At 44.4% G+C, this 13,601-nt stretch carries 14 protein-coding genes; all 14 read right to left on the reverse strand.

All coding sequences use genetic code 11. The features are described 5' to 3' along the window. Nucleotides 1-24: 24 nt before the first annotated feature. Entirely contained in the window at nt 25-612 is a 588-nt protein-coding gene (locus RMO55_RS02630; RefSeq protein WP_310423066.1) for a hypothetical protein, read from the reverse strand. A 216-nt stretch (nt 613-828) separates the two neighbouring features. Beyond that, nucleotides 829-1,293 carry a thioredoxin-dependent thiol peroxidase gene (bcp, locus tag RMO55_RS02635; RefSeq protein ID WP_310423069.1) on the reverse strand — a complete coding sequence of 155 codons (465 nt, stop codon included), beginning with the start codon at nt 1,291-1,293 and terminating at the stop codon, nt 829-831. Between the two features lie 51 nt (nt 1,294-1,344). Further along, nucleotides 1,345-2,019 carry a COP23 domain-containing protein gene (locus RMO55_RS02640; protein ID WP_310423073.1) on the reverse strand — a complete coding sequence of 225 codons (675 nt, stop codon included), beginning with the start codon at nt 2,017-2,019 and terminating at the stop codon, nt 1,345-1,347. Nucleotides 2,020-2,065: 46 nt separating this feature from the next. Continuing rightward, nucleotides 2,066-2,701 (reverse strand): hypothetical protein, encoded by a 636-nt coding sequence (locus RMO55_RS02645; RefSeq protein WP_310423076.1) that lies wholly within the window; start codon nt 2,699-2,701, stop codon nt 2,066-2,068. A 282-nt stretch (nt 2,702-2,983) separates the two neighbouring features. Continuing rightward, the gene (locus RMO55_RS02650; protein WP_310423079.1) at nt 2,984-4,138 is read right to left on the reverse strand and encodes an HhoA/HhoB/HtrA family serine endopeptidase; all 1,155 of its coding nucleotides are present in this window, start codon (nt 4,136-4,138) and stop codon (nt 2,984-2,986) included. A 158-nt stretch (nt 4,139-4,296) separates the two neighbouring features. Further along, complete coding sequence (locus RMO55_RS02655; RefSeq protein WP_310423083.1) at nt 4,297-4,728, reverse strand: J domain-containing protein; 432 nt, start codon at nt 4,726-4,728, stop codon at nt 4,297-4,299. Between the two features lie 182 nt (nt 4,729-4,910). Beyond that, on the reverse strand, nt 4,911-6,245 hold the full coding sequence (locus RMO55_RS02660) for an O-antigen ligase family protein (protein WP_310423086.1): 1,335 nt from the start codon (nt 6,243-6,245) through the stop codon (nt 4,911-4,913). Further along, complete coding sequence (locus tag RMO55_RS02665; RefSeq protein WP_310423089.1) at nt 6,238-7,647, reverse strand: IctB family putative bicarbonate transporter; 1,410 nt, start codon at nt 7,645-7,647, stop codon at nt 6,238-6,240. The genes RMO55_RS02660 and RMO55_RS02665 overlap by 8 nt, the downstream gene beginning before the upstream one ends. 243 nt (nt 7,648-7,890) lie before the next feature. Next, nucleotides 7,891-8,202, reverse strand: a complete 312-nt coding sequence (nuoK, locus tag RMO55_RS02670; RefSeq protein ID WP_310423092.1) for an NADH-quinone oxidoreductase subunit NuoK — start codon at nt 8,200-8,202, stop codon at nt 7,891-7,893. A 158-nt stretch (nt 8,203-8,360) separates the two neighbouring features. Beyond that, nucleotides 8,361-8,951: an NADH-quinone oxidoreductase subunit J gene (locus tag RMO55_RS02675; protein WP_310423095.1), complete on the reverse strand. Its 591-nt coding sequence runs from the start codon at nt 8,949-8,951 to the stop codon at nt 8,361-8,363. Between the two features lie 30 nt (nt 8,952-8,981). Next, complete coding sequence (gene ndhI, locus RMO55_RS02680) at nt 8,982-9,539, reverse strand: NAD(P)H-quinone oxidoreductase subunit I (RefSeq protein WP_310423098.1); 558 nt, start codon at nt 9,537-9,539, stop codon at nt 8,982-8,984. Nucleotides 9,540-9,668: 129 nt separating this feature from the next. Next, nucleotides 9,669-10,787 carry an NADH-quinone oxidoreductase subunit NuoH gene (nuoH, locus tag RMO55_RS02685; RefSeq protein WP_310423101.1) on the reverse strand — a complete coding sequence of 373 codons (1,119 nt, stop codon included), beginning with the start codon at nt 10,785-10,787 and terminating at the stop codon, nt 9,669-9,671. 160 nt (nt 10,788-10,947) lie between these two features. Next, entirely contained in the window at nt 10,948-11,244 is a 297-nt protein-coding gene (locus RMO55_RS02690) for a hypothetical protein (RefSeq protein ID WP_310423104.1), read from the reverse strand. A 172-nt stretch (nt 11,245-11,416) separates the two neighbouring features. Continuing rightward, nucleotides 11,417-13,555 carry a BamA/TamA family outer membrane protein gene (locus RMO55_RS02695; RefSeq protein WP_310423107.1) on the reverse strand — a complete coding sequence of 713 codons (2,139 nt, stop codon included), beginning with the start codon at nt 13,553-13,555 and terminating at the stop codon, nt 11,417-11,419. Between the last annotated feature and the right edge of the window lie 46 nt (nt 13,556-13,601).

The following is a 13,601-nucleotide window of genomic DNA, read 5'->3' on the forward strand; positions in this document are numbered from 1 at the left end:
GAGATATTTGGGGGATCGAACCGATTAGAATCCGCTATTTTGACCGGAACCTGTTATTTTAGTCGTTTGATTTATCTTAAATCTTGGATTATCGTTCTTCTGAGTTGTTTGAACTGTCTGAACGGTGGTATTAGTGTTGGAGGTGCTACTACTATGAGTACTAGTGCTACTCTGGGCAATATTGCTGCTGCGGACTAGTTTCTGCTTCGCACTGTCAAAGGTATAGTAACCTGATGGTGTTTTGCCATCGGGTTGGATACAGACAGTATCGGTACCGATATTAATCACTACAACACCAGCTCCACAAGGAATCTTCGCGACACCCCATTTATTGAGGACGGGAGTGAGAGTATCCGTGCTTTTGTTGGCTTCAATCCGCATTCTTTCTTTTTCTACCTCAGCCTTGGCCGCAATTTCAGCCTTGCGTACTTCAGCATCAGCCGCAGTTTGAGCCGGATTGCCGTTGATCAAATTGGTAAAAAGTTGTACGCCAGCACCAAGTAGATCGAGTTGTACTGGTGCTTGTTCCGCTGATGCTGGGTCTGCATAAATCGACAAGCTAGTTGCCAAAATTGTTGTAAGTAATAATAAACTAAATTTTATCTGCCGCATATTAATAGATCCCCCATGAATCTCTGTATATTCCTATCTACACCAGGATAATGACAGTTTCCGTATTTCTTGGCAGATGTTATTACTTTTATATGTCGGTGAATAAATACTATTACTGCCACAGGTTAATTGTGTAGAGGTAGGCAAAATCTACGACTTTACTAATACTTATGTTCTAATGCAACATGTGAGTACAGATACCGCTAACATCAACAATCACCCTAACTGTAATCTAACTTCATTTAGTACGGTATCGACATGATTTTTGACTTTGACATTCGACCAGATTTGAGCGATTTTGCCAGTCGGGTCGATGAGAAAAGTCGATCGAACAATTCCCATATATTCCTTGCCCATAAACTTTTTTAATTGCCAAACTCCATAGTCTTCGGCAATTCGATGTGCGGGATCGCTGAGTAAGATAATCTCTAAATGATGTTTGGTGATAAATTTACCATGAGAAATAATCGAGTCGGGACTAATGCCCACAACTTGAGTATTGAGTGCCTGAAATTGAGGGAGCTGGTCTGTAAATTCGATCGCTTCGGTAGTGCAGCCTGGAGTATTATCTTTAGGATAAAAATACAACACTAACCACTGACCATGAAAGTCCTGGAGACTAATGCTTTTTCCATCTTGGTCTGAAGCGGTAAATTCAACAGCAAATTCTCCAATTTTCATCTCGATCTCTTTATCGTGCGATACCGAAATATTGTAACTTACTTCCCCCTGCTAGAAACCACCACTATTTGAATTTGGCTTTGGCTTTGACTTGATATTTGTAGTACTAGACTTGACAACAGTAGATTTTCCAGACTTAGGAAAAGCGTTCTGTTCCCATTGACCTAAACTTACATCTTTTGGTTTGCTGCTGGCACTTTCGTTGAGATCGCTAGTCCCATCTTGGGCAAAACCAAATATTTTTTGAATTACACCGTTAGGATTACGCGCATTTTCGGGGTTTAGCGTAAATAAGATATTCTCTTTACTGCACTTTTTGCTGTTAGACGGTAGCGTGCAAATCACTGGTCTGGAGTTAACGGTGCCGCTACCAATCTGAATATCTTTGAAAGTACCACCATTGAGATTTGCAGCTTGTTGGAGACGTTCTGACACGATTTGGCAACGTTTTTCAGGGGTGAATTCACCAAAGCCACTATATTTCCAAGTCACCATCACTGCTTGTCGCTCACCTTTTTGAACGACAGTTTTGGAATCTTGGCAACTAACTTTGAGCGTTGATGCGGATGCAATTACCTCAGATTTTGGTGCTTCAGAGCCTTTTGCGGTTGGTTCTTCGTTGTCTTCAACCGCAGGTAGTTGGGCTTTTGCCGATGGCGGAAGTAGCAGCATAGTTGCTGGAATCATCCAGGCCAGCAAGATTTGGGTAGCCGTTATCAGTTTCATGTTAGTAGTTCTCAATTGATATGAAATATGAGATCGATCGAATTGGTTAGAATCCGCCCTCACTGTGACCGGAACCCGTTACTTTGGTCGTTTGAGTTGTCTTAACTCTCGAACCGTTGTTAGTGTGAGTTGTTTGAACTGTCTGAACGTTGGTATTGTTGCTAGTATTGCTAGCACTTTGATTGGTATTGCTGGGAGCGGGATTGCTTTGAACGGGACTACTTTGAGCTGTATTGCCACTCTTGGCACTACTACCGCTACGGACTAGTTTCTGTTTCGTACTGTCAAAAGTATAATAACCTGCTGGAGTTGCCGCCGTTGGTTGAATACAGACGGTATCAGGACCAATATTGATGACCACTACGCCAGATCCACAAGGAATCTTAGATACACCCCACTTATTGAGCATGGGAGTGAGCGAGTCCGTGTTTTTGTTGGCCTCAATCCGCATCCGTTCTTTTTCGATCTCAGCCTTAGCAGCAATTTCTGCCTTCCGGACTTCAGCATCAGCAGCAGTTTTCGCAGGGTCGCCATTAATAAAATTGGTTAAAAGTTTTACACCAGCACCAAGTATATCGACTTGTTGTGGCGCGTCCTGTGCTGATGCTCGATCTGTTTGAATTGACAAGCTAGTTGCCAAAATTGTTGTAAGTACTAATAAACTAAGTTTAACTTGGCGCATATGTCGATCCCCAGTAATCTCTGCGTATTTATATCTACACAAACACGATCGCAGTTTCCGCATTTCTTGGCAGATATTATAGCTCTATTATGACTTATCACTAATGCCAACTGCTATATAAAAATTCCTCAAGGGAGAAACTGGTCTGAAACCGCAAATAGGTAAGGAACAAAGGTTGTAAGCTCTGGCTGATTTATTTCGATTGTGTTACTTTAAAGGGAAGATCTGATTGTTACATTTATTTACTATTTGTGACACTACTCAATTTATGTGCGTACAAGCTTATTTCTCTGCCGATTCGGTGATGGTGGGTGATATGCCTAGTTCGATTTCGAGCGATCGCACCCGTCCCTCTCGACTGACTTCTAATTTGAGGGATCGACCGATTTTACTGGCTTCTACGTGTTGCTGGACATCATTGGGACTATCGATCGAACGGTTGGCGATCTTAATAATTACATCACCAGGACGGATGCCCCCAGTCTCAGCAGGAGAATGGGGGATTACCTTCATCACGAGCGCACCCCGTTGGGCGGTAACTTTCGATCTGAGGCTGGGTTCTTTGGCAATTCCGGCTTTGAGTTCAGCGGTCAAGGGAATCATTTGCACGCCCAGATAGGGATGAAGAACTTTCCCCGTCGCAAATAATTGATTGGTAATTCGTGTGGCTGTCAGGATGGGGATGGCAAAACCCAAACCTTGAGCATTGGCGCGAATGGCGGTATTAATGCCGATGACCTCCCCACTGGCATTGAGTAAGGGACCACCCGAATTACCAGGATTAATTGCGGCATCAGTTTGGATGAAATTCACCCGCTTATCAGGAATACCGACTTGTGTACTAGTCCGTCCGGTCGCACTGATGATGCCAACAGTGACCGTATTATCCAATCCGAGGGGATTGCCGATCGCGATCGTCCATTCTCCTTGTACTAGTCGATCGGAATCACCGAGTTTTACTGTTGGCAAGTTCTGAGCATTGACTTGTAATACAGCGATATCAGTCACTCGATCGATCCCAACTACTTTACCTTCTAATACTTGCCCACTTTTGAGTGTCACCTTTACTCGATCGGTACCATCGACAACATGAGAGTTAGTGACTATTTTACCGTCAGCACTAAGGATAAAACCCGATCCAGTCCCTTTTTCAACCCGATCTTCGTTGGCTAAATTGCCTAAAAACTTTTCCACTAATGGGTTTTGACTGACAGGGCGATCTGCCTCTACTTTTACAACTGCCGTGCCAACTTTTGCCACGACGGTGGTAATAAAGTTGCTATTGTCTCTGTCTGTCGCTGAGGGGATAATTGGCTGGGACGGGATGGGTGGATGACCGATCGTACTCGTTTGTAAGGCTAGTTGCGATTGCTCTCGCTCACGCAAGTGCGTACCGATCCGCGTCCCAATTTCAGCACCTAATACGACCAAAATCATCCCTATGGCTAGTTTTTCGTGGCGGATACCCATAGAGGTCGTTAATAGATATAGCTAGACCCTTAAATTCTCGCTTAATTTTTGGATTCGATCGTTGAAATCTTCAAGTTCTACGACTTTTGGCTGAGGATTAGGCTTTAGGTTTTAGGGATTAGGCTTTAGGATAATTCACCTCTGATTGTGGCAATTGAGATTGCTAAGACTAGACAGCCGATAAAGGTTGCGCTTAATAGAATCAGTGCGAAAATTTCACCGCCAGAGAGTGGTCGATCTGTTGGATCGAGATATGCTGAAGATCGATAGTTATCCGGTCGTGGTGTGAGGGGGTGAAAGTGAGGGGGTGTTTGGGCTACAAACACCCGTGAATAGCCGATCGATCGATCGTATGCGGCACGACGTTCGGGGTGACTAATAGCTGCGTAGGCTTCATTTAGAGCCTGGAATTTAACTGTCGCCGTTGCGGTGTTTAGGGTTGTGGTGTCAGGATGGTATTTTTTGCTCGATTCCCGATAAGCACGCCGAATTTCGATCGCCGACGCACTTGGATGCACGCCTAATAAATCGTAGTAAGTTTGCTGTTTATTATTCATCGCAAGATCGCAACTCGATACTAGTTCAATTAGCTGCTACTAGCAGCCTGCCATTGGAACCCAAAAATTGCGCTCGTAGGCAGCGTAACGCACGATTGGCGGTTATTGGGTCCGCTCTCGCTGACGCTAACACACCCTACAGCAAATCTGTTTGATCAGAAATCATAGTTCTGCAGGCTGCTTCATCGAGTGGATTGAGAGCGATAGACGATGCCGCAAATACTTGCCAGAATCAGCCAAGCATGGGTATTTAACCGTAGCTCTAAAGCACTCACATCAGCAATATTAAATACTATAAACCCAGCGAAGGCAACTAGGTAAGTAAAAAAGATCGTTCGTTCCGATCGCCATTGCATCGGAAAATTGAGAAATAGGATAGTGGACTGTGCCAAAATCCAACCAACTAAGCTAAATAGCGCAATTGTAGCAGGGATGCCGACATTGGAAGATAGCATCAAGAGCAAATTGTGAGGATAGCCCAACCAAATATACGTAGATTTTTGATATAAAGGTCCAAAACTCTGCAATCCCCAGCCAGTCAGCGGACGAGATTGAGTTAGATTCCAGGCAAATTTCCACTGCGATAAGCGACTAAGTGCTTCCGGTTGATTTGGGTACATATCATCATTAATTCTCGCCCACAAGTAACGCGGGACGATCGATCTCAGCGGTTCTTTCAGTGGCGATGGAGCATAAGCCGCACTTAAAATTATCGTACCGATCGCGGCTACTATGCTCACAATCCAATACCAACCTTGATAAATTGTAAATAACAAGCTCCCAAAAATTGCCGCACTCCAAGCTCCACGGGAACTAGTCAGAACTAACGACACGCCACAAATTACCAGTATCGACACCAACCACCAGGAAGTCGGGGATTTCCAAAATGGCGATCTCCCACCAGGGGAAGTTTCCGAACTATTTTTTTCATAACTATCGGCAAATAAACCTAACGCGAAAATAAACACCATTTGGAGGTAAGCTGCCAAAGAATTGGCATATCCAAACACCGATGACATTCGCCCAATCGGATTACCACCGACGGACATTTCCCAGATATAAATTGGCACGCCTGGAAGTTGCCAAGTCCCACCCCCGCCTGATAATTGTAATAATCCCAGCAGCATAATCGGTACAGCAGGAATCGTAAAAATCCACGCTAATTGCCGCAATTGTGCGGGGGACTGAATTAAAGTACTATAGGCAGCAAAAAATCCAAAGAATGGTAAAAAATTTCCTAAACCTAATAAAGCATCTCCAGGTTGAATACCAAATAGCGATCCTAAAATCAACCAAGCTGCTAATAGTGCAAATCCCCAATTTAACCGATGCTGATTAATTTCTCGTCCGTAGTTTTGCCATGTTTTCACCAAACCGACAAAGATGAATACCGCACCTATTAACGGTATTAATGGAAAAATCATAAACCCAATCCGAGCGGAATTCCACGCTAATTGCAATTGAGGATGAGGATGTTTCCAGGCCGAACCAGGAATCAGTGTTAAGGGATTAATCATCGGTTGATTGTGGTGCGGGTCTTGCTACTTGACGATAAAAACTAGCCACGATCCCGACTGTCAACCACCACAGGGTTTGAACTTCAGGACGATACCAGATCGTATCAGTCGCACCTTGAGCGATCGTAGCAACCATTGAAACGATCGCCGCCATCAACCAAAAAGCTTGGGGATCTCCAGTTTGACGCAATCGGCTCAAACCTTGAATTCCACAATTAGCCGTTACCACCAGCAGCCAGATCAGAGCGGCGAAACCCAGATAACCCACCTCAACGATCGTTTCGAGAAACACAGAGTAGGCACCAATCGCCCCGAAGCGGGGGCTAGTTTGATAAATGGGGTAAATCTTCTTGAACACCCGATCTCCAGGGCCAAAGCCCAAAATCGGGCGATTGTGAATCATTTTATCTACAGCCTTCCAGACTTCTAGTCGGACATTATTGCTGCTATCTTTACTACCGCTAAAAATACTCAAGACTCGATCGTGTAAACTCGGAATCACCATAATTGCGAGTCCACCAATAGTTACAATACTCCCTAAGACGATCGGGAATCCCCACGATCGCCAGAATTTGGGCAACTGTGGACGCAACCAATAATAAACAAATCCAGCCGCCACAAATATCCCTACCACCAGTCCAATCCAAGCACCACGGCAATATGTCACCAGCAAGCAGTAACTATTCACTACCACCATGACGATCGCCAGCGTCTTTTGCACCCAACCGCGCCAGATAAAGAATGCTGCTACACTAAAGGCGATCGCTGGTAGTAGATAACCAGCCAAAAGATTGGGATTATTTAGATAACTATATACTCGCGTCGTCTTAGCCAGAGTAGACTCGGCATCTACCCAATTTCCTAACTGTTTGGCACCATAAATCGATTGATGAACCCCGTAGCCACTAACGAATAGAGCCGTATTTAAATAAATCGCGATTAACCAATTTCTGATGTGGATCGATCGACACAACCGCGCCAACATCACAAATAATAATAGATACAGACTGAGTTTGCTCAATCCCCCAATTGCTTCAGATCGCACGGGCGACAAGCCAGTTGCAATCGCCGAAATTGCCCAAAATACCAGTACCGTAACGTGAATCGGTGTTACTCCCGCACGTCCTTCGTCAGCGACAGTCAGTAATAGCCAAAAAGCAGCCACCGCAATCATTAATAGCCCGACTGTTTCTGTCGAAAGTCCAGGTATCGACTTTTCAAAAGGCGACAAAATAAAGATTAAGGAAGTCAAAATCGCCCCAATCTCATCACCCCACTGCATCAACCAACTCTGCTGTCGCCAAGATTTGAGGCTTCCCACCCAACGATGAATATAACTAGCCTGAAGTACTCCATCTAGCGATAAATCCGACAATGTTAGGCGTTGCCAAAAAGAATACATTGGAAAAGGGGGGAGGGGGGAGCGAAAAGTGCGGTCTTGGGGTTTCCCCAAGTAGAGCACCTTTTCAAGAGAGTTCGGAGAGGGGAGCAACAATTAATTCCAAATTTAAACTTATTACTATCGTCTGTAGCTGGCTTTGTTTATGCTAGTTAGTCCAGATTTGCACGTTAAATATTGAACGAACCCGCCCAACCCCACCAGCAACAATAGAAAAGGAGTTACTACCCAGATGATGTTAAAAAGTTACCATTTAAGTAAGTTAAATTGTTCCATATCTACGGTGTCGCGGTTGCGATAGATGGATAGAACGATCGCGAGTCCTACGGCTGCTTCTGCTGCGGCGATCGCAATTACAAATACCGTGAATACTTGCCCTTTAATTTCTTCTGGATCGATATAGTTAGAAAAGCCCATCAGATTCAAATTGACAGCATTTAGCATCAACTCGATCGACATCAACACCCGTACCGCATTTCGACTAGTAATCAATCCATAAATACCTATACAAAATAGCGCAGCCGCTAAAATCAAAAAGTAAGATAATTGTAATGCCATCTGGGTATTTGTTGTTATTTATTGAAGATTATAGAATATCTACGTAACGCCCTTTCTTTCTATTTATATGGTTAGGCTAATAATCTAATTTGTCGATCGTTCTTTTCACCTAAAGCCTAAAACCTAAAACCTAAAGCCTAAAGCCTAAAACCTAAAGCCTATTTCCCTGCTAATTCGCGAGGACGCTCGGGCAGAGTGAGACTATCTTGAGTGGAAGTGTCTCCAGATATATTGTCGGGCATAAAGTCTCTACGAGCGAGAATAATTGCGCCTACCATTGACATCAATAACAGAATCGAAGCTAATTCAAATGGTAATAAGAAATCAGTAAAAAAGTGCTTGGCTAATGGCACGACAGAACTTGCCAAAGGCATTGCTGTAGAAATCGACCAAGGAGTAACGATCGATACAGTACTTAATAGTGCGAATAAACCTGCGCAAACTAAAGCTGTCGATCCCTGTCTGAGCAAAGCATTTTTCATTGGCTTAAAGTCCTCACGCTTATTCACCAACATGATCGCAAATAAGATCAAGACATTAACCGCCCCGACATAAACTAATATTTGAGCAGCAGACACAAAATCAGCATTGAGGAGAATATAAATTCCCGCCATACTAATAAATACTCCGCCTAATAGAAAGGCCGAATAGACAATATTCGCAAACAAAACTACACCCAAAGCTGCTCCCAACATCAGGACAGAGAGAATTGCGAATGTAACTAACTGAACACCTTCAGCGATTTGCATTTTACGTTATTAATTAATAGATTATTCGAGTTATTTATTGCTGTTAGCACGTTGAGCACCTTCAGGTAAATCGTGAGGTTGCATCACACCTTTAGGTAGATAAGCCAGTGTACGTAACGCTGTAACCATCGGATCGTCAGTAACTTTAGTAGGCAGGCGACCGAGAGCCACACTATCATAGTTGAGTTCGTGTCGATCGAATGTTGCCAATTCGTATTCTTCAGTCATCGACAGACAATTAGTCGGGCAATATTCTACACAATTACCGCAAAAGATACACACCCCAAAATCGATGCTGTAACTATTGAGTTTCTTTTTCTTACTGGCTTTATCAAACTCATAATCAACAACAGGTAAATTAATTGGACATACCCGCACGCAGACTTCACAAGCGATACATTTATCAAATTCAAAGTGAATCCGTCCCCGAAAACGTTCTGAAGGAATTAACTTTTCATAGGGATATTGAACCGTTATCGGACGGCGTTGCATATGGTCGAATGTAACAGCCAGTCCTTGCCCGATATACTTCGCAGCTTGGGCTGTTTCTTTCGTGTAATCAACGACTTGTTTGAGGAATTTAAGCATGAGGAGTTGGGAGTTGGGAGTTGAGGGTTGGGATTCGGGATTCGGGATTCGGGATTCGGGATTCAGGGGTGGGGACGCTTGCGTCCGATGTCCCTACCCTCTACCCTCTACTCCCTACCCCCTTGATTGCTAGCCACCAAAAGCTGTTGGAAATGCCAGCTTCAGTGCAGCCGTAATTAGTAAGTTAGCCAGAGAGACAGGAAGAAGGAATTTCCAGCCTAGATTGAGGAGTTGGTCGATTCGCACGCGGGGTACCGTCCAGCGGGTGAGAATGGCGAGGAATACCAGGAAATAAGCCTTGAGGACTGTCATCGCAATTCCCAACGAGGCATCAACCACCTGTACCCAGGAAGTAGCGGGGTCAACACCGAGTATATTACTTAATAACTCGATCGGAATTGGACTCGACCAACCACCTAAATAGAGAATCGCGACCATCAATGCCGATAGTACCAGGTTCACGTAAGAACCCACATAAAAGAGCGCGAACTTCATCCCCGAATATTCTGTCTGATAACCAGCTACTAGCTCTTCCTCAGCCTCTGGGAGGTCAAAGGGCAGACGTTCGCATTCAGCTAAGGCCGCAATCCAAAAGATGACGAAGCCAACAGGTTGTCGCCAGACATTCCAAGATAAAATTCCATAGCCAGATTGTTGCTCGACGATATCGATCGTACTGAGACTATTAGACATCATCACGATCGCCAGCACCGATAAAGCGAGCGGAATTTCGTAACTAATCGACTGAGCAGCAGCCCGTAAACCACCAATCAACGAATACTTATTATTAGAAGCATATCCCGCCATCAGCAAGCCAATCGGGACAATACTAGATAAGGCAATCCACAAAAATATCCCCGTATTAATATTCGTAATTACCAGATTTTGTCCGAAGGGGACAATCAGGTACGAGAGAAATACGGGCATCACTACCAAAATTGGCCCCATCGTGAAGAGAAATGGGTCGGCTTTAGATGGGAGGATATCTTCCTTAAAGACGAGTTTGAGACCATCAGCGACTGGTTGCAGGACACCCAATGGGCCAGCATATTCAGGACCGATCCGCTGTTGAACGGCGGCGGAGATTTTGCGTTCTAACCAAACGTTGACTAGTACACCTACTGTTGCGCCAATGAGCATCAGTAACATCGGAAATGGCATCCAGAGCACTTTCGCTAGTTCGGCTGAAATACCAAAATCGCTGAGGGATTGGATAAAAGTTCCTTGGAGGTCAATACCTGAATTCATATATTCGATTGCGCTCAGTACAAGTGCGCCAACTAGCTCAATATTGGTGCGATTTTCCCTAACAGTATATCGCGGCACGGGTATTAGAGGATCTTTCTTACCAATCCTCGATCGACCGCCATGCAATGGTTATCATCAGTTTAGATCGAAGATCTCAGTCTTATCGTCGATAGAGACTACAGACAATTTTGCCATCTTTGCGCGATCGAAAGGATGATGTATTGCCGTCGAAATCGGTAATCAGTCGCGCTCGACAGTCATAAGAGGCTAATGGTTGTTCGATTCCATTAATGCTCGTCATCGCTTGATATTGCCAGTAATTCTTCGCACTCCGCTCGATCTTGACAATACAAACTCTTAGCCCTTCAACCCCCCGACAAAACTCAGCATAAGCCGGAGCCACACTCATCGACCAGATTAATAACCCGATCGAAACCAATTTTACTAGAGATAACACCTACTTGTTCGATCGAAAGGTCCGCATAAATATTTATAGCACTAAAAGTAGGGGCAATTCATGAGTTGCCCCTAGTGAAACCTAGATGGTGGGCAGTGCCCACCCTAATACGTTCTACGTTATTGACCGAAAATTCAATTATTAATTATTAATTATCAATTATCAATTAATTTTAGAATCTTTCCCCAATCCCAAACTGAATCCGACTCTCAGAACGGCTATTAAGCGCGTAGTCGATCCGAATTGGGCCGATGGGAGATTGAATCCGAATCCCAGCACCATAACCAAAACCGTTGCCTGGTTTGCCACGGGTCCCTGCGGGATTGCCAGGAACGCTACTCCCACTGCCTAAATCGCTACCATAATCGCCAAAGATTTCCCCACCAATAATCGAGAACAGCGGAAAGCGGTATTCTGCGGTAGCCTGAACGTAACTACGCCCCGAAGCCAAATCTCCATCCTCAAATCCTCGAACAGTACTAGTACCACCCAAACTAAAGGCTTCATAAGGCGGTAAATCACCCAAGATCGTCCCACCTTGAAGATTGAATACAAAGGATTGAGAACCAGGTGCGAGATTAATCAACTTTACTGGTGTATAGTTTGTAAAACTCGCTCTGGCTCTGGTCATCATGATATTTCCCAGTCCGATTGGAATCGACTGATCCACTCCCAATTTCAGCAACGAACCTTGGCTAGGATCGGTAAAGCTATTGCGTAAATCTTGCGTCAGTCCTAACTGCACCATCAACAGATCGTCTTGACCAGTTTTGCTAAAGCTCAGATCGTTACCAGCAGAATCCTTCGGTACAATCCCACCACCGCCAGCATCTACCACCGCTACCCGTTGATACTGCACACCCAGCGAACCACGCCAGACACTATCACTAAAAGGATCGCCATTGAGCGGACGATTGAAAGTAATCCCGCCGCCGCGTCGGAGAATCCGTGGAATATCCTTAGTTCCAGGAATAAAGACTGGTGTTTTACCACCATCAAATACTAACGATGTCGATCTGCGTTGAAAGGCATTGACAACATAAGATGTCCGATTGGGGTCGGTCGCAATCCAAGGATCGGAGAAATTCACATCAAACAGTAAGTCTTTCGAGCCTAATTGAACTTCAGCACCTAACTTTTGGGCATTTCCCCCCACATTCAATTGATTGTAGCTAAGTCCTGCAAACAAACCATTTGTAGAGCTAATCCCCCCCGAAGCCAGAATTGACGAAGTTTTGCGCTCGATCACATCAAAGTAGATTGTCACCTTTGCTGGATCTTGACCAAATTTTAATTGGACATCATCAAATATCCCCAACCCATAGATCCGCCGTAGATCTTTCTGTGCAGTATCGCGGTTGAAGATCTTGCCAGGTTTTAACTCAGCTTCGCGGGTAATGATAAAGGGTCGAGTATTGCCTGTAATTGGTTTTTTCTGGTCGTCAACCAGAGCACCCTCTTTACTTAGAAATCGTACCTGAACATCTTCGATCGATCCTTCGGTAATGACAATCTTTAACGTACCATCAGCACTGAGTTCTTCGACATCGACGACTTGAGCGAGGCTATATCCTTGTTTCTGATAGAGTTGATTTAATGATTTAATGGCAACCTGGACTTCACCCAGATTTAACGGTTTACCATACTGGGTCTGAAATATGCCGTCAATGTCCGCCTGTTTGGTGATGCTACTAGTACTAGCTTGCACCGTCTTAATTTGCACCTGACGCAATGCACCGTATGGCGTAACCAAAAAGCTCAGTTTTACACCTTTGGCCGTGTTTTCTGGAGTAATTTCAACTGCAGAGAAAGCACCTAAAGCCCTAATTGCATTTAAGTTCTGTTTTAATTGTTCTTCAGTAGTTGGTTGACCGACTTTAACCGTCAGAGCTTGACGAATTTTTGAGTCTAATTCCGGTGCTAATTGCCCTGTGGGGGTTTTGATGACGATCTCTGAAACTAATACCTGCTGTAATACTGGTTGTGTATTGGCTGCTGGCGGGGTAGTAGGTGTCTGGTTTGGTGTGGGTGAATTATTAGTAGAATCGACGGTATCTGGTTTGGTTTTTGGGAGTGGTTTGCGCCGAATTGTCGATTTTCGGGGCTTGCGGGTGCGGGCGATTAGCTCTTTGGCGGTAGGAATATCGCTAGCTTCAGGGCTGGATTTGTCGCCGAGGATCGAACTTGCCAAACGCTCTTGTGATACTAGTTTACCTAACTGAGTTGATTCGGCATTCGCGGAAATAATGTTAGAGATCTGACCGATTGCTGCAACTGCGATCGCTAAAAATAACTTAAATCTAAATTTCATGTTTTTCTATAATGTTAACGGTAGAAGTGTGAATAGCAATCGGGCC

Source organism: Chamaesiphon sp. VAR_48_metabat_135_sub (assembly GCF_031418915.1).
Classification (GTDB): Bacteria; Cyanobacteriota; Cyanobacteriia; order Cyanobacteriales; family Chamaesiphonaceae; genus Chamaesiphon.

Coding starts and splice junctions, on each gene's coding strand:
- RMO55_RS02640 (WP_310423073.1), bottom strand. CDS start 2,019: ATGAAACTGATAACGGCTACCCAAATCTTGCTGGCCTGGATGATTCCA.
- RMO55_RS02650 (WP_310423079.1), bottom strand. CDS start 4,138: ATGATTTTGGTCGTATTAGGTGCTGAAATTGGGACGCGGATCGGTACG.
- bcp (WP_310423069.1), bottom strand. CDS start 1,293: ATGAAAATTGGAGAATTTGCTGTTGAATTTACCGCTTCAGACCAAGAT.
- RMO55_RS02675 (WP_310423095.1), bottom strand. CDS start 8,951: ATGCAAATCGCTGAAGGTGTTCAGTTAGTTACATTCGCAATTCTCTCT.
- RMO55_RS02645 (WP_310423076.1), bottom strand. CDS start 2,701: ATGCGCCAAGTTAAACTTAGTTTATTAGTACTTACAACAATTTTGGCA.
- ndhI (WP_310423098.1), bottom strand. CDS start 9,539: ATGCTTAAATTCCTCAAACAAGTCGTTGATTACACGAAAGAAACAGCC.
- nuoK (WP_310423092.1), bottom strand. CDS start 8,202: ATGGCATTACAATTATCTTACTTTTTGATTTTAGCGGCTGCGCTATTT.
- RMO55_RS02655 (WP_310423083.1), bottom strand. CDS start 4,728: ATGAATAATAAACAGCAAACTTACTACGATTTATTAGGCGTGCATCCA.
- nuoH (WP_310423101.1), bottom strand. CDS start 10,787: ATGAATTCAGGTATTGACCTCCAAGGAACTTTTATCCAATCCCTCAGC.
- RMO55_RS02665 (WP_310423089.1), bottom strand. CDS start 7,647: ATGTATTCTTTTTGGCAACGCCTAACATTGTCGGATTTATCGCTAGAT.
- RMO55_RS02695 (WP_310423107.1), bottom strand. CDS start 13,555: ATGAAATTTAGATTTAAGTTATTTTTAGCGATCGCAGTTGCAGCAATC.
- RMO55_RS02660 (WP_310423086.1), bottom strand. CDS start 6,245: ATGATTAATCCCTTAACACTGATTCCTGGTTCGGCCTGGAAACATCCT.
- RMO55_RS02630 (WP_310423066.1), bottom strand. CDS start 612: ATGCGGCAGATAAAATTTAGTTTATTATTACTTACAACAATTTTGGCA.